We start from the raw sequence: 20,496 nt of genomic DNA on the forward strand, positions 1-20,496 counted from the left end.
TGCCGTGTGCACCGACGAAGACAGTGAGCTCCGCGTGCTGTGCGCAATCGGTGCGCGGCAGCGGTGGTGCAGGAGTGCAGGCGGTCCGGGCCTGGGCTCAGGGCAGATCGAGCCGTTCCAGAGGCTGCGTGTCCTCGAGGAGATGCGCGGGAGTGGCCTGCGCCGGTGCGAGAGGAAGTGTGACGGTGAACGTCGCGCCGCCACCAGGGGTCTCCGAGACGTCGACGCCGCCGTGCAGCGCCTTCAGGATCGATGCGACGATGGCGAGCCCGAGGCCGGAGCCTCCCGTCTCCCTGGCGCGTGAGGTGTCGGCTCGCCAGAACCGCTCGAAGATCTGCTCCCGGATCTGCGGAGGGATCCCCTCGCCGTGATCGACGATCGCGATGCTTCCGGTTCCCGCGACGCGGTCCGAGTCGACGACGATCTCGATCGGACCGTCTTCCGGGGAGAATCGGCGCGCATTGCCCAGCAGATTGGTGACCACCTGACGGACCTTGTTCTCTTCGCCGAGCACGATCGGCGGTGTGCGCACAGGGAGATCGGTGACCTCTGTGAAGTCGATGGCTGGGGCCTGCTCCTGCGGCCGGGGGCGACGGCGAAGGCGCGAGAGCGTGGCGCGCGACAGGCCGCGCGGAGTCGGGGGCTGCGGCGGCTGAAGCGGTGGGATCTCGTGAACGGGGATCACGGTCTTGCTGTCGGCGGTGCGGTCGATCACGGTGACCGTGCGTCCGGGAGCCGCGGCACGCAGATCGAGGGCGGCGTCCCTCGCGATCGGCCGCAGATCGAGCGGCACGATCTCCGGCTCGCGTTCCTCGTCCAACCGGGCGAGAGCGAGAAGGTCCTCCACCAGGACACCCATCCTGATGGCTTCCTTCTCGATGCGCTCCATGGCCCGGGCCGTATCCTCCTCGCCCTTGATCGCGCCCATGCGGTACAGCTCCGCGTAGCCGCGGACACTCACCAGCGGCGTGCGCAGCTCGTGGCTCGCATCGCCGATGAACCGCCGCATGTGCTGCACCGTGCGGTCCCGCTGCGCGAGAGAGCGGTCGACGCGATCGAGCATCGTGTTGATGGCGGTGTTCAACCGCCCGACCTCTGTGGTCGGCTCGAGGTCGGTCAGCCGCTGCCGGAAGTCGCCGGCGGCGATCGACATGGCCGTCGCCTCGACCTGGCCGAGCCTGCGGAACGTCAGGGTCACGAGTCCACGCGTGAGGAGTGCGGCGATCAGGATGGTGATCAGGGCGATCGTGATGTAGATGCCGAAGTACTGGCTGATGATGCGATCGGCAGGCGAGAGCGGCAGGGCCACCAGCTGAATGCGCAGCACTCCGCCCTCCGAGGGGACCACGGCGACGGCGGCATGGAAGCGCTGGCCGTCGGCTCCCTCCATCTCGAGCGGGATCTGGTCGGTGTTCGCCGTCGCTTTCGTGAGGGAGTACTGGGCGGGGAACAGAGGCGCCTGGCCCGCGGTGCCGCGTGCCGTCGCGCGGAGCTCGCCCGTCGCGTCGTAGATCGCGAAGGAGAAGTCCCGAGGCTGCTCGTCGCGGGGGGTGTAGGTGCTGACGCCATTGACCGTCACGGTGTCGAAGTAGCGATCGACCAGGTCACTGGAGACCAGGGCGGGAAGCTGGGCGTCGATGTTCGCGACCAGGGCGTTGCGCAGGATCGGCACCGTGCCGATACCCGCGACGAGCAGGCCGAGGGCGAGCACCGCGACCGTGACGCCGGTGACCTTCGCCCGAAGGCTGATGCGTCGCCACCAGCTGGTGACCGCATCGGGCTTGTGCGCCATGCGGTCCTCCCTCATGCGGCGACTCCGCCGCGGGGCGGCGTCGATGGTGGTGCGGTGGTCGTCAGACCGTCTTGCCGACCTTGAGCATGTAGCCGAAGCCGCGCTTGGTCTGGATCAACGACTCTTCGGTGTGCGGATCGATCTTGCGGCGGAGGTAGGAGATGTAGCTCTCCACGATGCCGGCGTCGCCGTTGAAGTCGTACTCCCAGACGTGGTCGAGGATCTGGGCCTTCGACAGCACGCGGTTCGGGTTGAGCATCAGGTAGCGGAGCAGCTTGAACTCCGTCGGGCTCAACTCGATCGGCTCCTTGCCGACGTGGACGTCGTGCGTGTCCTGATCCATGGAGAGCTCACCGGCGCGGATGATCGACTCCTCGTCGGCCTGCATCGTGCGGCGGAGGATCGCCTGGGCCCTGGCGACGATCTCGTCGAGGCTGAACGGCTTGGTGACGTAGTCGTCGCCACCCGCGTTGAGGCCTTCGATCTTGTCGTCGGTGCCGTCCTTCGCCGTCAGGAACAGGATCGGGGCGGTGAAACCCGCGCCGCGGAGGCGCTTGGTCACGCTGAACCCGTTCATGTCGGGCAGCATGACATCCAGGATGATGAGGTCTGGCTCCTCTTCGAGGACGGCCGAGATCGTGGCGGCGCCGTTGGCGACCGTCTTCACCTGGAATCCGGCGAAGCTGAGACCCGTGGAGAGCAGGTCGCGGATGTTGGGTTCGTCATCGACGACCAGGATGCGCGGAGCAGTCATGTCCCCATTATGGTGACTCCGACCATGTGGATGCTGACTATTGTGCGGAACGGCGTGGAGTCGCCGCCTTCGAGCGAGCCGGGCGCGCGGTAAGTGGACGGCGGGAGCCGAGATCGTCCCACGGTCGGATGCGGCGCACAGCTGCACACGGGAGGATCGAGGTATGAGCTTGAACGAGGACGCCACCCCCGCCCCCGGAAACACCGTCGCACAGGCCGGACTGCCCGGTGTCGAGCAGCTCGCCTACCACCGGCTGGCACGCCTGCGGCCGCGGTATCGCTGGTGGCGCATGCTGCTGACCGGGCTCGTCGGCATCGCCCTCTACATCGCGATCCTGCTGATCGTGATCGTGCCACTGGCCATCGTGTCGATGTTCGTCCCGGAGTGGGGTGTCGACGCGCAGGTGCTCCTCACGACGTCGCAGTATTTCGACCTCGACCGCCCGTGGCTGCTCGTGGCGCTGGTGCTGCCGCTGATCCTGATGATCCCCGCCCTGCTGCTGGCCTCGCGGATCGTCGAGGGACGCGGGGTCGGTCTGCTGTCGTCTGTCACCGGGCGTCTGCGGATGGGATGGCTCGGCAGGAGTCTGCTGTTGGCGCTCGCGGTGTTTGTCGTCTACTTCGCCGTCGTGCTGGGGTGGTCGGCGCTCACCGGCGACGCGGTGACCGCCGACTTCTCGCACCCGGGACTGTGGATCATGGTGCTGCTCGTGCTGCTGCTGATCCCCTTCCAGGCCGCGGCCGAGGAGTACGTGTTCCGCGGGTATCTGATGCAGCTGGTCGGGGGATGGCTGCGTCATCCCGCCTTCGCCATCCTCCTGCCCGTGCCGCTGTTCGTGCTCGGCCACGGCTACGACATCTGGGGCGCGGCCAGCGTGGGCATGTTCGCGATCGTCGCCGCCTGGCTGACCTGGCGCACGGGTGGACTCGAGGCGGCGATCTCGCTGCACATCGTCAACAACGTGCTGATCTTCCTGCTCGGATCCGTCACCTTGGTCGACGCCAACGCGACCTCGGGCACGGCTGTCGACCTTCTCGCGTCAGCGCTGGCCATGGTCGTCTACGCCCTGCTCGCCGACCGTTGGGCGGCGAGGCTCGGGATCGCACGCACGGCGCGGGTCGCATCGCCCACCGTGGGGGCGACCGGTACCCATCACCTCGGCCTCGCCCTGCAGGGACGTTCCGCCCGAGCGTGATCTTCCGCGGTCAGGCGGCGATCGCGTCCGAGTCCATGATCGTGTAGCTGTATCCCTGCTCGGCCAGGAAACGCTGACGGTTCTGGGCGTAGTCCTGATCGATCGTGTCGCGGGCGACGAGGGTGTAGAAGCTCGCGGTGTGTCCTGACTGCTTCGGGCGCAGCAGGCGACCCAGTCGCTGGGCCTCCTCCTGACGCGATCCGAAGGAGCCGGACACCTGGATCGCGACCGAGGCCTCAGGGAGGTCGATCGAGAAGTTCGCCACCTTGGAGACCACGAGGAGCGAGATGTCGCCTTCGCGGAAGGCGCGGTAGAGCTCTTCGCGCTCGTCGATGGGGGTCGCGCCGGTGATCTGCGGCGCGTTCAGAGCCTCGGACAGCGACTCGAGCTGATCGAGATACTGTCCGATCACGAGGATGCGCTCGCCCTCGTGCTTGGCGATGAGTTCACGCACCGCCTGGACCTTCGCCGGGGCGGAGGCCGCCAGGCGATAGCGTTCGTCGTCGGTCGCCGCGGCGTATTCGAGCCGGTCGCTCGGCGGCAGATCGACGCGCACCTCGTAGCACGCGGCGGGGGAGATGAAGCCCTGCGCCTCGATCTGCTTCCAGGGAGCGTCGAAGCGCTTGGGGCCGATCAGGCTGAAGACGTCGCCCTCGCGTCCGTCCTCGCGCACGAGGGTGGCGGTGAGGCCGATCCGTCGACGCGCCTGCAGGTCGGCGGTGAGCTTGAACACCGGAGCCGGCAGCAGGTGCACCTCGTCGTACACGATGAGGCCCCAGTCGAGGGCATCGAGCAGCGCCAGGTGCGCGTACTCGCCCTTACGCTTAGCGGTCAGGATCTGGTAGGTCGCGATCGTGACGGGCTTGACCTCTTTGGCCTGACCCGAATACTCGCCGATCTCCTCGGGAGTGAGGCTGGTGCGCTTGAGCAGCTCGTCGCGCCACTGGCGGGCCGAGACGGTGTTGGTGACGAGGATCAACGTGGTGGTCTTGGTCGCGGCCATCGCGCCGGCGCCCACGATCGTCTTGCCGGCGCCACAGGGGAGCACGACGACGCCCGAGCCGTCCTTCGAGAAGGCATCGACGGCATCCTGCTGGTAGGGGCGGATGTGCCAGCCGTCCTCGGCGAGGTCGATCTCGTGCGGTGTCCCCGGGGTGTACCCGGCGAGGTCTTCGGCGGGCCAGCCGATCTTCAGCAGCTCCTGCTTGATCTGCCCGCGAGCCCAGGCATCGACGACGAACGTCTCAGGCGTCGGGTGGCCGATGAGCAGCGGCTGGATGCGCTTGTTGTTCGCGACCTGCGCCAGCACGGCGGGATCGGAGGAGCGCAGGATCAGGGTTCCCTCGTCGTCGCGTTCGATGACCAGCCGCCCGTAGCGGTTCACCGTCTCGCGTAGGTCGACGGACACGGAAGGAGGCACGGGGAAGCGCGACCAGCGATCGAGCGTCTCGAGCATGTCTTCGGCGGTGTGCCCTGCGGCTCTGGCGTTCCACAGCCCCAGACGCGTGATTCGGTAGGTGTGGATGTGCTCGGGGGCGCGTTCCAGCTCGGCGAAGATCGCCAGCTCGTGGCGGGCGCTCTCGGCGTCGGCGTGGGCGACTTCGAGCAGCACGGTGCGATCGCTCTGGACGATCAGTGGGCCATCAGACATAGCTCACCAGTTTAGCGGTCGAGACAGGTGCAGGGCCCTACGGCGCGACGATCGTCGCTGTGAGGATGCTCGACACCGGGAGCGTCCGCTCCACGTCGGCCGCCCGGTCTCGTCCGCGGAGTCTGCCGCCGCCGATCCCTGTCGCTTCCAGGAGGAGTTCCCTGGTCGATCCGTCCGGCATCCCGACCGTGACCTGGAGGACGGACTTCGCGCGCACGGCAGCCTCGAGCTCACGGTCGAGCCACGCCGCATCGGCATCCGGTCCCTGATGCGAGCGCAACCGGGTGATGAGCGGCATCAGGTCGATCGAGTCCCCGGTCGATGCCGACGACGGGGGCGCCGGATGCCGCTCGCGGACGAGCAGGGCGCCGTCGGGGCCGACGAGCGTCGCCGGATATCGCGCATCGGTGAGCGCCCAGTACACCGTGTCCCGGCCGACGCGGGTGGTCAGGGCGTCGAGGTGCGCGGTGAGGGCGAGCGGGCGGAGGGACTGATCCACCGCCATCGCCTGGATGAGGTGTGAGTCGGAGCTCTCGATCCGCGTGCGGCCGGTCTCGTCATCGGTCGAGACGCGGACCAGTCCGTGTCGCTGGGCGGTCTGGGCGATCAGGTAGCTGAGGGGCTGAGGGAGACCCGTGAGGGAGACGGAGGAGAGGAAATCGAGGATCGACTGCTCGGTCTCGCCTGCGACGAACGCGTGCGCCACCGACTCGGAGGTGAAGCGGTAGGACGACGCCTGGGCTGCGGACTCCCGGGCCGCGATCGTGCGCAGTCGTACGTCGAGCGCCGGCTCCAGCGGACCCGGTGCGATCGCCGTCAGATCGTTCTGCAAGAAGATGCGGTCGACCTCGGTCGGCAGCAGGCGCACGAGAGCTTCCGGGTCGGCGGCATCCCCGCGACGCAGGCTCACGGCCCACTCGGGCTCGGTTGCGTCCTCGGCGATCAGACCGAGCAGCGAAGCCGCTTCCTGCAGGGTGCGCGAACGCTCGGCCCAGGCGGGATCCCACGGGTGTGCGAACGGCCATACCTCGGGCGGGATCCATCCGCCGGTCTCGGAGCGGACTCCGCGTGGCAGCGCGTCGCGGAACGCGGTCGCAAGGACCGCCCATCGATCGGCAGCGGACGAGCGCAGCCAGTCCTCCGCCGACTGGCTCGATCGCAGCCGCCGGTCTGCGGAGACGGCGAGCCCGGACTGGAGCGCGATGGCGGCGAGGGTGTCGACGATCTCGGCGGGGACGCCGGCTTCGGTGAGCTGACGCTTCTCGCCGGCGCTGACGCCACCGCCCGTGAGCAGGGCGAACGGGCTCTCCCTCGCGATCATCAGAAGGTCGGCGAGCACGGCCACGGTCGTGAAGGCGCGCTCGGCCGCGTGCGCTGCGGCAGCCTCGGACGAGGCCGGTGCCGGTGCTTCGGCGGGCGGTCCGGAGGCGGTGCGCCCGGCGATCGCGGCGACCACCGGGGGATAGGGCGTGCCGTCGGGCCGGAGCAGCGCGAGCGCTTTCAGTTGCTCCGTCTCGCGTCCGGCGTCCTGTCCGGCGGCGGCGGAGACCAGCGCGCTCGCCTCGGATGCCGTGAGCGTGGGGAGCACACGCATCAGCGATGCCGGATCGAGCAGTGCCTCAGCGGCATCGAAGAAGTCCTGCCACGGCGCATCCGCTCGCACGCCCCGTGCGCGGAAGAAATGGCGGAGGTCGTCATCGCTCGCTGCCGCCAGCCAATCCGCCAGCGGTCGCGCGTGAGTGCTCATGGCCGATGCCTCAGGAACGCGAAGACGCGCGTCCCTTCCGGATGAAGCTCATGGTCAGGAGCGTGATGATCATGAGGAAGGCGACCGGCAGCCCCCAGTAGGGGATCGCGGCGACGACGGGCCAGATGCCCTCGCCGAACGCGGCCTGGTCCATCCCGAGCGCGGTGCCGATGATGATCGCGAAGAAGCACACCACGGACGCCGCGGCGATTCCGAGCGCGGTGAACGCCAGGATACGATCCAGCCGGCGGATGGGAACCTCCGGTTCGGAATTCTGCGTGCTCATCCGCCTCAGCCTACTCGCACTGAGGCCTTCGGCTGCGCGAGCGCCACGACCGGTAGGCTGGGGGCACGCACACGAGCGCGTCCACTGTTCTGCATATCGATCTCAGCGAGGTTCTCCCATGCCCACCGGCAAGGTCAGGTTCTACGACGAAGACAAGGGTTTCGGCTTCATCGCCAGCGATGACGGCCAGGACGTCTTCCTGCACGCCTCCGCGATGCCCACCGGCACCGCGGTGAAGGCCGGTGCACGCGTGGAGTTCGGCGTCGCCGACGGCAAGCGCGGACTCCAGGCGCTGTCCGTGCGTGTGCTCGAGGCACCGCCCAGCCTCTCGAAGGCCAAGCGCAAGCCTGCAGACGACATGGCCATCATCGTCGAGGATCTCGTGAAGCTCCTCGACGGCATCGGCGGGGATCTGCGCCGCGGGCGCTACCCCTCTTCCGGACAGGGCCGCAAGATCGCGGCCGTCCTGCGCAAGGTCGCTGATGACCTCGACGCCTGACGCCGACGCGCGTCTCATCGCCGCCCACGACCTCGCGCTGGCCGCGCTGGCCGAGATCACCCCGGCGTCCACTGTCGGCCCCGCCGCCGGATACCTCGCCGAGGAAGACGGCTCGGTCTCGCTGCGCTTCCAGAACCGACTCCCCGGCTACCCGGGGTGGTTCTGGACCGTGACCGTCGCCCGCGTCGAGGGCGAGGAGCCTACGGTCCTCGAGATCGAACTCCTGCCCGGCGACGGCGCGCTGCTCGCGCCGGAGTGGGTCCCCTGGGCCGAGAGGCTGGCCGAGTACCGCGCCCATCAGGTCGAGCTCGCCGAGGCGGCCGCTGCTGCCGGCGGCGACGTGGCGATCGGCGACGATGCGTTGGCCGACGATGGTCTCGACGACGACGACCTCGATGACGACGACCTCGACGACGGCGAAGCGGACCTCCTGCACGCCGGCGATCTGGACGGCGTGGACATCGACGAACTCGACGACGGCGCCGCCGAAGACGAAGAGCCGGAAGACGACGACGCCGACGCGCTCGATGAGGACGCCGGCGAGGTCGACGAGGAGGAGTGACTCCAGGCGCTCAGGCGCCCAGGTTCTCCAGCACGTACTCGATCGATCGGGTCAGCTGACGCACATCATCCGGCTCGATCGAGACGAACGTGGCCACGCGCAGCTGGTTGCGCCCGAGCTTGCGATAGGGCTCCGTGTCGACGATCCCGTTCGCGCGGAGCGTCTTCGCGATCGCCGCGGCATCGATGCTGTCGTCGAAGTCGATCGTGGCGACCACGGGTGAGCGGTGTGCGGCTTCCGTGACGAACGGCGTCGCGACGGAGGAGGCCTCGGCCCAGTCGTACAGAACCGAAGACGAATCGGCGGTGCGCGCCGCCGCCCAGGCGAGGCCGCCGTTGTCGAGGATCCAGCGCAGCTGGCTGTCGAGCAGGTGCAGGGTCGTCAGCGCCGGGGTGTTCAACGTCTGGTTGAGCCGCGAGTTGTCGACCGCGTTCTTCAGGCTCAGGAACTCGGGGATGTAGCGACCCGACGCGGCGATTCGATCGATGCGCTCGATCGCGGCCGGCGAGACCGCGGCGAACCACAGGCCACCGTCGGAGCCGAGGTTCTTCTGCGGTGCGAAGTAGTACACGTCGGCCTGTGCGGCATCGAAGTCGATACCTCCCGCCGCGCTCGTGGCGTCGATGACGGTCAGTGCGCCATTGACGGCGATGCGCTGGATCGGTGCGGCGACGCCGGTCGAGGTCTCGTTGTGCGGCCAGGCGTACACGTCGACGCCTTCCACGACCTCGGCGACGGTCAGCGAGCCGGGCTCGGCCTTGCGCACGTCGGGTGCCTCGAGCCAAGGGGCGGCGGCGGAGGCGGCGAACTTGCCGCCGAACTCGCCGAACACGAGGTTCTGGCTACGGCGGTCGATGAGGCCGAAGGCTGCCGCGTCCCAGAACGCGGTCGATCCGCCGTTGCCGAGGATGATCTCGTATCGCTCGGGAATGCGGAACAGGGCGGCGAGCTGCTCGCGGACGCTGCCGACGAGGTTCTTCACCGGCGCCTGGCGATGCGATGTCCCCAGGATCGTCGACCCCGAAGAGACCAGCGCCTCGAGCTGCGCAGGGCGCACTTTCGAGGGACCGCAGCCGAAGCGGCCGTCGATGGGCAGGAGGTCACGGGGAATCTCGATCGCCATGGGTCGATTCTAGGGGGCGCTCGACCTGTCGCAGGACCGCTCGAGAGTCCGATGTCCGCCGAGGAATGTAGGCTTGCCTAAGAACCTCGGAGGGCCTGCACATGACCGACCTGATCGACACCACGGAGATGTATCTCCGCACCATCCTCGAACTCGAGGAGGAGAACATCGTGCCTCTGCGCGCGCGCATCTCCGAACGTCTCGGCCACTCCGGTCCGACCGTGTCGCAGACCGTCGGCCGCATGGAGCGCGACGGTCTCGTCATCGTCTCCGAGGACCGCACTCTCGAGCTCACAGACGCGGGGCGCAACAAGGCCGTCAACGTCATGCGCAAGCATCGGCTCGCCGAGCGTCTGCTGTCCGACGTCATCGGACTCGACTGGGCGTTCGTGCATGAAGAGGCCTGCCGCTGGGAGCACGTCATGAGCGAGCAGGTCGAACGCCGCCTCGTCGAGCTGCTCGGACATCCCACCGAGTCGCCGTACGGCAATCCGATCCCCGGACTCGACCAGCTCGGAGACGTTCCCGCGCGCACGTTCGACGAGGGCGTCATCGGACTCGTGCAGCGTCTGAACGCCGCGGGTGCACCCGTCGAGGGCACGGTCCGTCGTCTCGCCGAGCCGGCTCAGGTCGATCCCGAGCTGCTCGAGCAGTTGCGTGACGCGGGTGTCGTTCCCGGCGCCCACGGAGACTTCCGCTTCAGCGAGGGCTACGTGCTCATCCAGATGGACGGCAAAGACGAGGGGCTCGAGCTCCCGGTGGAGCTGGCATCGCACATCTTCCTGGTGGGCGAACCGGCCTGATCCCGCGAGAAATCCGGGACCGTCGCCAGCGCAGCGGCGGGGCGCCGGAGGCTTCTGCGGTGATTGTCAGATTCCCGGGGTGACATGATCGTTATCTTCCGGTAACCTCGGACAGGTCGCCAGCGAAGAAGCCCGCTGGAGATGAACCCGCGAAGATTGCCTTCCAGGCTCGTCGTCTTCACGGCAGGAACGCACAAAGTACCCGAGCTACATTCGTGCCACGAGAGCAGAGTGCCGACGAGCCAGCGCTGACCCGAACAGCGCGAGGGCCCAGGAGGACCAAGTTTTGGCCGCAGACATCGAACCGCCCGCGAAGAAGACATCTGAAGACCGAGTACCCGCCCGCCGATCCGGTGCGCGCATGAGTGCTCGCAAGGCCGTCAAGCCACTCCGATCCATCGCCATCTTCGGAGCCGTCGGTGCACTGGTCGCCGGAATCGCGCTGCCCGCCTTCGCCTCGGCGAAGCCGAGCGAAGCCGCGCCGACGACTGTTCAGCAGCTCGCGGCCGTCGACGCGCAGTCTCTCGTCGTCGCTTCGCAGGCCACTGCGGCACCCCTCGCTCGCGGCACCTTCAGCGCGACCACCCCCGAGGAGATCGAGAAGAAGAAGGCAGAAGAGGCGGCCGCAGCACGTGCAGCCGCCGCCGCTTCCGCCGCTTCCACCGCAGGGACCGCCTCCTCCCGCTTCAACACCGCGGGCTACGCGCTCACCTCGCCGGGTTCCGGTGAGGTGCGCTATCCGCTTCCCATGGGTTCGTGGAACGTCAGTCGCACGGTGGGTGGTGCGCACAACGGTGCCGACATGCTCGCTCCGGCCGGTACGCCGATCTATGCGGCCGCCGGCGGCGTCGTCCGTGCTTCCGCCGAGAGCATCGGCGGCTACGGCGTTGCCGTGATGCTCGACAGCGTCGTCGGCGGACAGCGTGTGCAGACCACCTACGGCCACATGCTCTACGGCTCGCGTCAGGTGCAGGCGGGGCAGTCGGTCTCCGCCGGGCAGCTGATCGGCTACGTCGGCAGCACTGGCCGCTCGACCGCCAACCACCTCCACTTCGAGGTCTGGATCAACGGCGGACTCGTGGAGCCCATGTCCTGGCTCTCGGTCAACGCCGGCTGATTTCCGGACACGCCTCACTCCATTCACCCGCTGTTTCGCCCTGCACCCAGCGCGATGGGTTAGCCTGATCCCGTTGTCGTACAGGTGGGAGAGGCTGATGGAGCGAATACCGAGCATCCGAACCATGGATGCCCTCGGTCGTCACGTCCTTCTGCATAGCCCGCAGGGATGCCACGGCGTTGCCGTGCGCGAAAGGCGCTGTCTCTAGACGGCGCCTTTTTTCGTCCCCGCGATCGATCTGCCTCCTGCACGACCTCGTGTGAGTCGAGAGTGCCGGGAAGCCGTCCCGGCGGATCGAGAGGATGACGAATGCGCACACTGGTCCTGAATGCCGGATACGAACCGCTGGCGATCGTGTCGTTCAAACGAGCCCTGGTGCTGGTGATGAACGACAAGGCGACCGTGATCGAACGGATCGAGGAAGACCCCGTCTGGGGCACGCACGGCGTCTACGATCGCCCGGCGGTCATCATCCTGGCCCGCTACGTGCGGGTCCCGACGAGCAGGCGTGTGCCGGTCACCCGGCGCGGCGTGCTCCGCCGCGACAACCACCGCTGCGGATACTGCGGGAAGGCGGCATCGACGATCGATCACGTGCTGCCGCGCTCGCGCGGGGGAGCGGACTCCTGGGAGAACCTCGTCGCGTGCTGCCTGCGCTGCAACAACGTCAAGAGTGATCGCACGCCGCAGGAGATGCGCTGGCAGCTGCGCTTCACCCCTCGACCGCCGCACGGCACCGCCTGGACCGTGCGCGGAACCGAACGCAGCGACCCGCGATGGGAGCCGTACCTCGCTCTGGCCGCCTGACGCCGCGGACCCGCTGACGAGGGCCTGAGACGACGAAGAGGGGCCACCCTTTCGGGCGGCCCCTCTTCTCTTCGACGTCGTGCCCGCGACAGGATTCGAACCTGCGACCTGCCCTTTAGGAGAGGGCTGCTCTATCCCCTGAGCTACGTGGGCGTGCATCCAGTCTAAGCGACCGGATGCACGCCGCCACGTCTCAGTCCTTCCCGCGCCGCCACAGCTTCGACGGCCACCAGATCGCCTTGCCGATGTCGTAGGTCAGCGCCGGGACCAGCAGCGAACGCACGACGAAGGTGTCCAGGAGCACACCGAAGGCGACGATGAAGGCGAGTTGCACCAGGAACAGGATCGGGATCACCGACAGCGCGGCGAAGGTCGCGGCGAGCACGAGACCCGCCGACGTGATCACGCCGCCGGTGATCGAGAGCCCGCGCAGGATGCCCTCCCGCGTCCCATGCGCCTTCGACTCCTCGCGCACTCGCGTCATCAGGAAGATGTTGTAGTCGATGCCGAGCGCGACGAGGAAGACGAACCCGAAGAGAGGAACTGCGGGATCGGCACCGGGGAAGGCGAAGATACCATTGAAGACGAGCGCCGACACCCCCATCGCCGTGCCGAAGGACAGCACCGTGGTGAGGATCAGCAGCACGGGCGCGAGGACAGAGCGCAACAGCAGCATCAGGATGAACATGATCACCACGAGGATGACGGGAATGATGAGGTTCCGGTCGTGGATCGAGGCGTCGTTGGTGTCGATCGAGGTCGCCGTGACTCCTCCCACCCGGGCATCCACGCCGTCGAGCTCGCCGCGAAGCTCGCGCACCGTGGAGGCTGCGGCCTCGGAGTCCGCCGCATCGGTCAGAGTGCCCTGCAGGAGCACGTCGCCCTTCACCGTGGTCGGCTCGGGGACCGGCGTTCCGGGAGGGCCCACGGCCATGATCCCGTCTGCGGTCACAGGGGCCGAGCCACTCGGGGAGTCGGCGGAGGTCACGGAGACCGCGTCGACGCCGTCGTTCGCGAGCAGGATGTCAGCGGCGTCCTGCAGCTGGTCCTCGGCGACGACGACGTAGACCGGACTGCCGGATCCGCCGGGGAAGTGCTCGCCGAGCGCCACCTGGCCATCGCGCGCTTCCGATGCACCGAGGACCAGGTCGGACTGCGGCACGCCGTCCACATCGAGCTGGGTGACTCCCGCCGCTCCCGCGAGCAGGACGAGCGTGGTCACGATCCAGATCACGCGCGGACGGCGCTTGATGAAGCCGGCGAGTCGCGCCCACAGACCCGTGGTGCGCATGCCGTGCTCTGCGGCGACGACCTCCGGCTCGAAGCGCGGGCGTCGCGGCCAGAAGACGGCGCGTCCGAAGAGCAGCAGCAGTGACGGCAGCAGCGTCAGGGCGGAGAGCATCGCGAACACGATGCCGATCGCCGCGACCGGCCCGAGCGTGCTGTTGGACTTCAGATCGCTGAGCAGCAGGCACAGGAGCCCTGCGATCACCGTGCCGCCAGATGCGACGATCGGCTCGACCGAGCCCTTCCACGCCGCCATGATCGCGGTGCCCTTGTCCTGTGAGACGCGCAGCTCTTCTCGGAAGCGCGCGACCAGCAGCAGGGCGTAGTCGGTGGCAGCCCCGATCACCAGGATGAAGAGGATTCCCTGCGTCTGGCCGCTGAGCAGCAGGATCTCGAACTTCGCGAGCCACCACACCACGAGCAGCGCGACGCAGAGGGCGAAGAGGCTGGTGGACAGCACGACCAACGGGAGGAGGAACGAGCGATACACCAGCACCAGGATGACCAGCACGGCGAGGAGCGCGACGCCCAGGAGTAGGCCGTCGATACCGGCGAAGCCCGCCACCAGGTCGGCACTGAACCCCGCGGGTCCCGTGATGTAGACCGTGATCCCGTCAGGGACCGCAGCGCGCAGCTCTTCCCCGAGAGCGCTCGTCGCGTCCGCGAGCTCGGCGTCGGAGTCGATCGGGATGAAGGCCTGCACCGCGCGGCCGTCATCCGAGGGGAGTGCGGGAGAGACGTCTTCGCCGACGCCTTCGACCTTCGGCGCGTCCGCGACGGCACCGGAGATCGCGTCGAGCTCGGCAGCGGTGAGCTTCTCGTCGGAGGTGAATACGGCGATGGCCGGGATCGAGTCGCTGTCGTTGAACTCGCCCAGCAGCTTCTGCACCTGGGTCGCATCCGCGGACTCGGGGAGGTAGGTGGTCTGCTCGTTGGAGGAGACCTCGTCGACCTTGCCGAACAGGGGTCCGCCGAGCGATGCGCCCACCAGCCACACGAGGATCAGGGCCACGGGAAGGAAGACGCGCACCCAGGAGTGTCGTCGTGAACGCTCCCTCGTGGACGGGGTCGGCGTCGGTTCGCGGCGGGACATCGGGTTCCTTTCGGGTGTGCTGCGGGTCAGGAGATCCACGCGAGGATGAGGATCATCGTGGCGAGGAAACCGGCGAAGTAGTTCAGGGCGATGAAACGTCGCCAGGCGCGGTTCGTGGAGCCGGAGGTCTCATCGGTCACGTTCCACCACCGAGCCGCGTTCACGACGTAGGGCAGAGCCAGGGCCGCGGCGAGCGGGCCCGGCCAGGGCGTCAGCAGCATGGCTGCGCCCGCGATCACCCACAGGGAGAGGGACAGGCGTACGGTCGCGCGCGCTCCGATGACGGTGGCGATCGACGAGATCCCGGCCTCCCGATCGGGCCCGATGTCCTGCACGGCACCGAAGGCGTGTGCGGCCATGCCCCAGAGGAAGAAGGCGCTGAGCGTGATGACCGTGGCGGCGGTCGCCGGCGCCCCGGCGAGGGCGAGGCCGACGATGGCAGGACTCACGAAGTGCGTGCTCGAGGTGATGGAATCGAGGAACGGGCGCTCTTTGAAGCGCAGGACGGGGGCGGAGTACGCGATCACGGCGAACACGCTGACCGTCAGCCAGAGCCAGGACGCCGGATTCCCGACGATCACGAGGTAGACGAGGAAGGGGATGTTCGTCACCGCCGCCGCCCAGAGCGTCGTCCGGTGCATGCGGGGTGCGAGGAGGGCCCCCTCGATCCCGCCCTTGCGGGGGTTCGCGAGGTCGGAGGCGTAGTCGAAGACATCGTTGATCCCGTACATCGCGAGGTTGTAGGGGATGAGGAAGTACAGCGTGCCGATCACCAGCGTCAGATCGATCTCGCGTGTGCTGAGCAGATACGCGGCGGCGAACGGGAAGGCCGTGTTGATCCAGCTGATCGGACGCGACGACAGCACGATCTGGGCGATGTCGCGTCCGATGCTGTTCGACGGGGCTGCGGCAGTGCTCATCGTCGTTCCTCCTGTTCGAGCGTTCGACGATCCTGCACTCGCCGCCGGGCGCGCATCGCCGTCCACAGGGCCGGAAGGAGCAGCGCGCCCGCCAGGGGGTACGCGAAGTCCTCGATGGGAGCCAGTCCGATGTGCACCCCGAGCAGCGGGTCCTGCGCGTAGTGGAAGAGGCCGCTTGCGATCATCGCGGTGTCGAAGGCCGCGGTGAGCAGGAACAGCACGATCACGGTCAGCACGACGGCGAGCGGTCGCGGGCCCTTTCCGCGGGATGCGAACGCGAGCCCGATGCCGCCGAGGACGGCGACGGCGACGAAGCACGCGGAGAGCTGGATATAGGTCATGACCCGCCGCCTTCCGCCTGCTTGCGGCGCCGCGTCAGCACCCGTTCTGCTCCGGTGTAGATGATCATGGTGCACACCACGAGGAACAGCAGGAAGATCGGTTCCTCGAGGGGCAGCTCCGGCGCGAGCACCAATCCCGTCGCGATCATGCCGTCGCCCCGGAAGAAGATCCCGTTGGCGATGCCGGCGACATCCCAGATCAGGAAGAAGACGAGACCGACGGCCGTCACCACCGCAGCCGATACCGCATCGCGCCAGAAGAAGAGTCGAAATCGCCAGTCCAGCAGCAGCATGCAGCCCAGCGACAGGAGAAGGGCCGCCAGGTACACCACGCCCATCAGGACGCCTCTGTCCCCGCAGGTGAGGTGCGGGGGACGGGGAGCGGACCGGGGGAGTGATCGCCGCGGATGCGCTTGAGGACGATCTCCGCACTGATCAGGCACATCGGGACACCGACACCCGGCGCGGTGGTGGCACCCGCGTAGAACAGACCCTGCACGCGCTTCGACGTGTTCTGAGCACGGAACATCGCGCTCTGCGAGAGGATGTGCGCGGGCCCCAGCATGCCGCCGTGCCAGGAGTGGTAGTCGTCGCGGAAGTCGGCGGGACCCTTCGTCTCGCGCACCACGATGCGGTCGCGGAGATCGGGGATCCCGGCCCAGGTCGCGACCTGATCGATCGCCGCGTCCGCTGCGCGTTCGATCGCGGGTGATCCCTCTCCGTCGGGTCCACCGTGTCCGAGATCGACGTCCGCGGGTACCGGGATCAGCACGAACAGGTTCTCGTGATCGGCGGGCGCGACCTCGGGGTCCGTGGCACTGGGGCGGCACACGTAGATCGACGCCGGGTCCGGCACGGTCGGGGCGGCCCCGAAGATCGCGTCGAAGTTCGCGTCCCAGTCGTCGGTGAAGAACAGGGAGTGGTGTGGGAGCTCGGGGAGCGCGCCGCGCACGCCGAGCATCACGAGCACGCCGCCCGGTCCACTGGTGCGCCGCGCCCACCACGACTCGGGGTAGGTCTGCAGCGAGGGCGGGAGCAGAGTGGTCTCGGTGTGGTGCAGGTCGGCCGCGGAGACCACCACATCGGCGCTCTCGATGTGCGAGGAACCGGCGCCGTCGACCCAGCCGACACCCGTCACACGGGTGCCGTCGGCGCCGTCCTGCGTGCGGATTCCGGTGACGTTCGCCTCGGTGATGATCCGTACCCCCGCGTCGAGGGCCAGCGCTTCGATCCGCTCGATCACACGCCAGAAACCGCCCTGCGGATAGCTGACGCCCTGGTCGAGATCGAGCGCGCTCATGAGGTGGTACATCGCCGGCGCGCTTCGGGGGTCGGTTCCGAGGAACACCGCGGGGTAGCCGAGGATCTGGCGCACCACGGGGTGCGTGAAGCGTCGGGCAGCGAAGGACTGCAGCCGCGTTCCGAGCAGGGTGGCGAGGCGAGGCAGCGCCCGGAGCACCTCTGGTGCGAGGAGCGAGCGCATGCGGGTGAACGGGTTGTAGAGGAAGTACTTCTGCGCCATCGCTCCGGCATGCTGCGCGGAGTCGAGGTAGGAGTCGAGCTCCGCTGTGGAGCCGGGCTCCAGTTCTTCGAAGAGCCGAGTGACCTGCTCGCGTCCGGCGGGCACCGTCACGGGGGAGCGGTCGGCATCCGTCGCGTCCGGGGCGCGGAACACCCGGTAGCCGGGGTCGAGGCGGATGAGGTCGAGCTGCTCCGCGGTCGAGGTGCCCATCATCGCGAAGAAGTGGTCGAAGACCTCGGGCATGAGGTACCACGAGGGGCCGGAGTCGAAGCGGAAGCCGTCGCGCTCGATCGTCCCCGCGCGTCCGCCGACGCGGTCGTTCTTCTCGAGCACGACCACCTCGTGCCCGTCCCGAGCGAGCAGGCCCGCTGTCGCGAGACCGGCGACTCCTGCACCGATGACCACGACCCGGCTCATCGGTCGCGCTCCATCGCGGTGGTGAGGACGGCGCGGGTGGCGAGTGCGGCCTTGATCGGATCGGGAACGCGCACGCGGCGTCGGTAGAGGACGTCGACAGGTGTCTGGGACACACGTCGGGTGAGCGCGGCGAACAGAGCCAGGGCGCTGCGCACCGCCGCACGGGCGTCCTTCGGCAGCAGCGGGATCGTGTCGCGGGCGTCGGACAGCTGCCGGAACACGGTCGCAACCCATGCGTCCCGATCGGCATCCGTCAGACGCGCGGTCCCACCGAGGTAGCCGCGGTGGAGTCGGTCGGTGTCGTCTGCGAGGTCTCGGAGGAAGTTCACGTTCTGGAACGCCGCACCGAGCTGGCGTGCACCGTGGCGCAGGGTCTCGAGCTCTTCGGGCGTGCGCTCGACCCCGCGCAGGAAGACCTGCAGACACATGAGACCCACGACCTCGGCGGAGCCGTAGACGTACGCCGCATGGGCGTCGATGTCGTAGGCGGCGAAGCCGGCGTCTTCCTCGATGTCCGCGCGCATCGAATCGAAGAACGGCTGTGTCAGGTCCTCGCCGATCCCGCACTCCCGTGCGGTCCGTGCGAACGCATGCAGGATCAGGTCGCTGCTGTAGGCGCTGCGCATCGATCGATGAGTCTCGGCGATGTAGGAATCGAGGGCGGCCGATTGCGCGGCGACGTCCAGCCCTGCCTCGGCGGCCACGCCGTCGACGATCTCATCGGCGATGCGCACCATGGCATAGATGTTGCGCACGTGCTGGCGATGGCGCTTTCCGAGAAGACGGGTGGCGAGCCCGAACGACGTCGAATAGGTGCGGATCACATCGGTCGTCGCGATCTCCGCCGTGCGGTTGAAGCGACGAAGGGCGGTGTCGTCCCTGTGGCCGGCCGAGTTCGCGGTCATCGGCTGCGGCTTCCGACTCGGGACGCGAGTGCGCGGATGGCATCCCCGGCCGCTGCCGGGAGCAGCCCGGCGGCCTCCGCCTCGCGCAGTGCGGCGTCCGCCGACTCGAGGTGCTCCCGCACCAGGCCTCGCACGAAGCTCTCCGAGCCGCATTCGCGCAGTCGATCGCGGGCAGCTGCTCCGTCCGTGGGGTTGAGGTCGGCTCTACCGAAGTGCAGCTCGATCCCGTCCCACTGGCTGGTCATACGCGCGTAGGCGATGATCGCGGTCTCCTTGCCCTCCCGCAGATCGGAGAACGGGTCCTTGCCGTGCTCATCGGGGTCGCCGAACACGGAGAGCAGATCGTCCTGCAGCTGATAGGCGAGGCCGAGGTGCCGGCCGATCACGGCGAGGTGATCTTCTGCCGCGGTCGACGAGCCGACGAGCACCGCGGCCGCCCGCAGCGGGAGCACGAAGGAGTACGTCGAGGTCTTGTACGCGCTCGTGGAGAGTATCGTCCGCAGATCGGGGGTGATGATGCCGTCGCTGAGTGCCACATCGGCGTGCTCACCGGCGACGGTCTCGAAGATCGTCTCCTCGAGTAGGCCGAGCAGACGCTCGCGGGCCTCGTCCGTGACGCCCGCCCGCGCGAATCCCAGCACCGCCGACGACAGCAGCAGGTCTCCGAGGAGGATCGCGCTCGAGCGCGCCCAGTGGAGGGCGGGTTCGGTCGGGCCCGCCGGGCGTCCTGCGACGAGCGCACCGATCAGATTGGGGCGCCGCCGCCGCATCAGATCGCCGTCGATGACGTCGTCGTGCAGGAGGAAGGCGAAGTGGAGCAGCTCGACATGGGCCGCGACATCGATGGCGGAGCGCATCTCGTCGGTGGTCAGAGGGGCAGGTGCCAAAGCACGCGCGAGGTCCAGGAGCAGACGCGGGCGGATGAGCTTTCCACCGAGAGCGTGCTCCTCAGCCGCCCGCCACAGTCCGACGAACTCGCTCCCGTACCGTTCGGCGGCGGCGCTCCGCTCGGAGAAGCGGTGTCGCAGGGCCTGCTCGATCCGTGTCCCCAGCGATTCTTCCGTCGTCGTCGTGCTCATCTCTCACACCTCGCCGAGCCGCCGCAGCAGCGGGAGCTGCTCGACCAGCCAGGGACTGAAGGCGAAGGGCGCATGCGTGACGGCCTCGACGAGCGGACCGACGGCGACCCACGTCCATTCGGACACCTCGTCGGGGTTGGCGGCGGGTTCGCCGTCGAAGACCGCGACGTGCACGGGGCAGATCTCGTTCTCGACGATTCCGCTGGCATCCACCGCGCGGTAGCGGTAATCGGGGAGGATCATCCGGATCTCGGAGAGCTGCAGGCCGAGCTCGCCGGCGCCGTGTCGACGCACGGCATCGGACATCGCCTCGTCGGGCCGAGGATGCCCGCAGAAGCTGTTCGTCCAGACACCGGGCCAGGTCTTCTTCGAGAGTGCTCGGCGCGTCAGCAGCAGTCGTCCTTCGCGGTCGAGGACGTAGCACGAGAAGGCGAGGTGCAGGGGAGTGTCGTGGGTATGGACTTCGCTCTTGGGAAGGGTGCCGATGGCTGTCCCGTCTTCCGCGAGGAGGGTCACGTCGTCCATGGCATCTCCCTGTTCTGAAGCTTCTCCATTTAGCTAACTTGGTGAGTAGTCAACTTAGCATGAAACTGTTG

Annotated in this window: 20 protein-coding genes and 1 tRNA gene; 6 read left to right on the forward strand and 15 right to left on the reverse strand. The window is 68.3% G+C overall.

Annotated features, from left to right (window positions below):
* Positions 1-97: 97 nt before the first annotated feature.
* Both KY497_RS07725 and KY497_RS07730 read right to left on the reverse strand, forming a co-directional pair.
* Entirely contained in the window at positions 98-1,792 is a 1,695-nt protein-coding gene (locus tag KY497_RS07725) for a cell wall metabolism sensor histidine kinase WalK (RefSeq protein ID WP_219870211.1), read from the reverse strand.
* A 61-nt stretch (positions 1,793-1,853) separates the two neighbouring features.
* On the reverse strand, positions 1,854-2,546 hold the full coding sequence (locus KY497_RS07730; RefSeq protein WP_017828926.1) for a response regulator transcription factor: 693 nt from the start codon (positions 2,544-2,546) through the stop codon (positions 1,854-1,856).
* 163 nt (positions 2,547-2,709) lie between these two features.
* On the opposite strand from KY497_RS07730, the gene KY497_RS07735 reads away from it, so the two are divergent.
* Entirely contained in the window at positions 2,710-3,741 is a 1,032-nt protein-coding gene (locus tag KY497_RS07735; RefSeq protein ID WP_219870212.1) for a CPBP family intramembrane glutamic endopeptidase, read from the forward strand.
* Positions 3,742-3,751: 10 nt separating this feature from the next.
* On the opposite strand, the gene KY497_RS07740 is transcribed toward KY497_RS07735, so the two are convergent.
* Genes KY497_RS07740 through KY497_RS07750 form a run of 3 tightly spaced genes read right to left on the reverse strand, consistent with a single transcriptional unit; the run spans position 3,752 to position 7,425 of the window.
* The gene (locus tag KY497_RS07740; protein ID WP_017828924.1) at positions 3,752-5,392 is read right to left on the reverse strand and encodes a DNA repair helicase XPB; all 1,641 of its coding nucleotides are present in this window, start codon (positions 5,390-5,392) and stop codon (positions 3,752-3,754) included.
* A gap of 37 nt (positions 5,393-5,429) precedes the next feature.
* A complete protein-coding gene (locus KY497_RS07745) occupies positions 5,430-7,139 on the reverse strand; it encodes a helicase-associated domain-containing protein (protein ID WP_219870213.1) in 1,710 nt (569 codons plus the stop codon).
* Positions 7,140-7,149: 10 nt separating this feature from the next.
* Positions 7,150-7,425 (reverse strand): hypothetical protein, encoded by a 276-nt coding sequence (locus KY497_RS07750; protein ID WP_017828922.1) that lies wholly within the window; start codon positions 7,423-7,425, stop codon positions 7,150-7,152.
* Between the two features lie 118 nt (positions 7,426-7,543).
* On the opposite strand from KY497_RS07750, the gene KY497_RS07755 reads away from it, so the two are divergent.
* Both KY497_RS07755 and KY497_RS07760 read left to right on the forward strand, forming a co-directional pair.
* Complete coding sequence (locus tag KY497_RS07755) at positions 7,544-7,924, forward strand: cold-shock protein (RefSeq protein WP_017828921.1); 381 nt, start codon at positions 7,544-7,546, stop codon at positions 7,922-7,924.
* A complete protein-coding gene (locus KY497_RS07760) occupies positions 7,908-8,486 on the forward strand; it encodes a DUF3027 domain-containing protein (protein WP_219870214.1) in 579 nt (192 codons plus the stop codon). Before KY497_RS07755 ends, KY497_RS07760 begins: the two co-directional genes overlap by 17 nt.
* A gap of 10 nt (positions 8,487-8,496) precedes the next feature.
* On the opposite strand, the gene serC is transcribed toward KY497_RS07760, so the two are convergent.
* A complete protein-coding gene (serC, locus tag KY497_RS07765) occupies positions 8,497-9,609 on the reverse strand; it encodes a phosphoserine transaminase (protein ID WP_219870215.1) in 1,113 nt (370 codons plus the stop codon).
* Between the two features lie 101 nt (positions 9,610-9,710).
* Here serC and KY497_RS07770 point away from each other — a divergent pair, with 101 nt between their 5' ends.
* The 3 genes from KY497_RS07770 to KY497_RS07780 all read left to right on the forward strand — a co-directional run bounded on the left by KY497_RS07770 (position 9,711) and on the right by KY497_RS07780 (position 12,336).
* Positions 9,711-10,412, forward strand: a complete 702-nt coding sequence (locus tag KY497_RS07770) for a metal-dependent transcriptional regulator (protein WP_055865154.1) — start codon at positions 9,711-9,713, stop codon at positions 10,410-10,412.
* Positions 10,413-10,773: 361 nt separating this feature from the next.
* Entirely contained in the window at positions 10,774-11,529 is a 756-nt protein-coding gene (locus KY497_RS07775; protein ID WP_141385870.1) for a M23 family metallopeptidase, read from the forward strand.
* 309 nt (positions 11,530-11,838) lie between these two features.
* Entirely contained in the window at positions 11,839-12,336 is a 498-nt protein-coding gene (locus KY497_RS07780; RefSeq protein ID WP_017828915.1) for an HNH endonuclease, read from the forward strand.
* Between the two features lie 80 nt (positions 12,337-12,416).
* Here KY497_RS07780 and KY497_RS07785 read toward each other — a convergent pair.
* From KY497_RS07785 to idi, 9 genes are all read right to left on the reverse strand, one after another.
* Positions 12,417-12,489, reverse strand: a tRNA-Arg gene (locus KY497_RS07785).
* Between the two features lie 40 nt (positions 12,490-12,529).
* A complete protein-coding gene (locus tag KY497_RS07790; protein ID WP_141385871.1) occupies positions 12,530-14,716 on the reverse strand; it encodes an MMPL family transporter in 2,187 nt (728 codons plus the stop codon).
* A gap of 26 nt (positions 14,717-14,742) precedes the next feature.
* Positions 14,743-15,636: a prenyltransferase gene (locus KY497_RS07795; RefSeq protein WP_218682191.1), complete on the reverse strand. Its 894-nt coding sequence runs from the start codon at positions 15,634-15,636 to the stop codon at positions 14,743-14,745.
* Positions 15,633-15,977 (reverse strand): lycopene cyclase domain-containing protein, encoded by a 345-nt coding sequence (locus KY497_RS07800; RefSeq protein ID WP_055873840.1) that lies wholly within the window; start codon positions 15,975-15,977, stop codon positions 15,633-15,635. The genes KY497_RS07795 and KY497_RS07800 overlap by 4 nt, the downstream gene beginning before the upstream one ends.
* Positions 15,974-16,315: a lycopene cyclase domain-containing protein gene (locus KY497_RS07805; RefSeq protein WP_055873837.1), complete on the reverse strand. Its 342-nt coding sequence runs from the start codon at positions 16,313-16,315 to the stop codon at positions 15,974-15,976. The genes KY497_RS07800 and KY497_RS07805 overlap by 4 nt, the downstream gene beginning before the upstream one ends.
* On the reverse strand, positions 16,315-17,916 hold the full coding sequence (gene crtI, locus KY497_RS07810) for a phytoene desaturase family protein (protein ID WP_219870216.1): 1,602 nt from the start codon (positions 17,914-17,916) through the stop codon (positions 16,315-16,317). Before crtI ends, KY497_RS07805 begins: the two co-directional genes overlap by 1 nt.
* Complete coding sequence (locus KY497_RS07815; protein WP_219870217.1) at positions 17,913-18,821, reverse strand: squalene/phytoene synthase family protein; 909 nt, start codon at positions 18,819-18,821, stop codon at positions 17,913-17,915. The genes crtI and KY497_RS07815 overlap by 4 nt, the downstream gene beginning before the upstream one ends.
* Complete coding sequence (locus KY497_RS07820) at positions 18,818-19,900, reverse strand: polyprenyl synthetase family protein (RefSeq protein WP_219870218.1); 1,083 nt, start codon at positions 19,898-19,900, stop codon at positions 18,818-18,820. The genes KY497_RS07815 and KY497_RS07820 overlap by 4 nt, the downstream gene beginning before the upstream one ends.
* Before the next feature lie 3 nt (positions 19,901-19,903).
* Entirely contained in the window at positions 19,904-20,425 is a 522-nt protein-coding gene (gene idi, locus KY497_RS07825) for an isopentenyl-diphosphate Delta-isomerase (protein WP_055865130.1), read from the reverse strand.
* Positions 20,426-20,496: the final 71 nt, after the last annotated feature.

The organism is Microbacterium sp. PAMC22086, from assembly GCF_019443525.1.
In the GTDB taxonomy this organism is placed as follows: Bacteria; Actinomycetota; Actinomycetes; order Actinomycetales; family Microbacteriaceae; genus Microbacterium; species Microbacterium maritypicum.

Coding starts and splice junctions, on each gene's coding strand:
- idi (WP_055865130.1), bottom strand. CDS start 20,425: ATGGACGACGTGACCCTCCTCGCGGAAGACGGGACAGCCATCGGCACC.
- KY497_RS07735 (WP_219870212.1), top strand. CDS start 2,710: ATGAGCTTGAACGAGGACGCCACCCCCGCCCCCGGAAACACCGTCGCA.
- KY497_RS07795 (WP_218682191.1), bottom strand. CDS start 15,636: ATGAGCACTGCCGCAGCCCCGTCGAACAGCATCGGACGCGACATCGCC.
- KY497_RS07800 (WP_055873840.1), bottom strand. CDS start 15,977: ATGACCTATATCCAGCTCTCCGCGTGCTTCGTCGCCGTCGCCGTCCTC.
- KY497_RS07820 (WP_219870218.1), bottom strand. CDS start 19,900: ATGAGCACGACGACGACGGAAGAATCGCTGGGGACACGGATCGAGCAG.
- KY497_RS07815 (WP_219870217.1), bottom strand. CDS start 18,821: ATGACCGCGAACTCGGCCGGCCACAGGGACGACACCGCCCTTCGTCGC.
- KY497_RS07725 (WP_219870211.1), bottom strand. CDS start 1,792: ATGGCGCACAAGCCCGATGCGGTCACCAGCTGGTGGCGACGCATCAGC.
- KY497_RS07805 (WP_055873837.1), bottom strand. CDS start 16,315: ATGGGCGTGGTGTACCTGGCGGCCCTTCTCCTGTCGCTGGGCTGCATG.
- KY497_RS07750 (WP_017828922.1), bottom strand. CDS start 7,425: ATGAGCACGCAGAATTCCGAACCGGAGGTTCCCATCCGCCGGCTGGAT.
- KY497_RS07780 (WP_017828915.1), top strand. CDS start 11,839: ATGCGCACACTGGTCCTGAATGCCGGATACGAACCGCTGGCGATCGTG.
- KY497_RS07745 (WP_219870213.1), bottom strand. CDS start 7,139: ATGAGCACTCACGCGCGACCGCTGGCGGATTGGCTGGCGGCAGCGAGC.
- KY497_RS07760 (WP_219870214.1), top strand. CDS start 7,908: ATGACCTCGACGCCTGACGCCGACGCGCGTCTCATCGCCGCCCACGAC.
- KY497_RS07775 (WP_141385870.1), top strand. CDS start 10,774: ATGAGTGCTCGCAAGGCCGTCAAGCCACTCCGATCCATCGCCATCTTC.
- KY497_RS07790 (WP_141385871.1), bottom strand. CDS start 14,716: ATGTCCCGCCGCGAACCGACGCCGACCCCGTCCACGAGGGAGCGTTCA.
- crtI (WP_219870216.1), bottom strand. CDS start 17,916: ATGAGCCGGGTCGTGGTCATCGGTGCAGGAGTCGCCGGTCTCGCGACA.
- serC (WP_219870215.1), bottom strand. CDS start 9,609: ATGGCGATCGAGATTCCCCGTGACCTCCTGCCCATCGACGGCCGCTTC.
- KY497_RS07770 (WP_055865154.1), top strand. CDS start 9,711: ATGACCGACCTGATCGACACCACGGAGATGTATCTCCGCACCATCCTC.
- KY497_RS07740 (WP_017828924.1), bottom strand. CDS start 5,392: ATGTCTGATGGCCCACTGATCGTCCAGAGCGATCGCACCGTGCTGCTC.
- KY497_RS07755 (WP_017828921.1), top strand. CDS start 7,544: ATGCCCACCGGCAAGGTCAGGTTCTACGACGAAGACAAGGGTTTCGGC.
- KY497_RS07730 (WP_017828926.1), bottom strand. CDS start 2,546: ATGACTGCTCCGCGCATCCTGGTCGTCGATGACGAACCCAACATCCGC.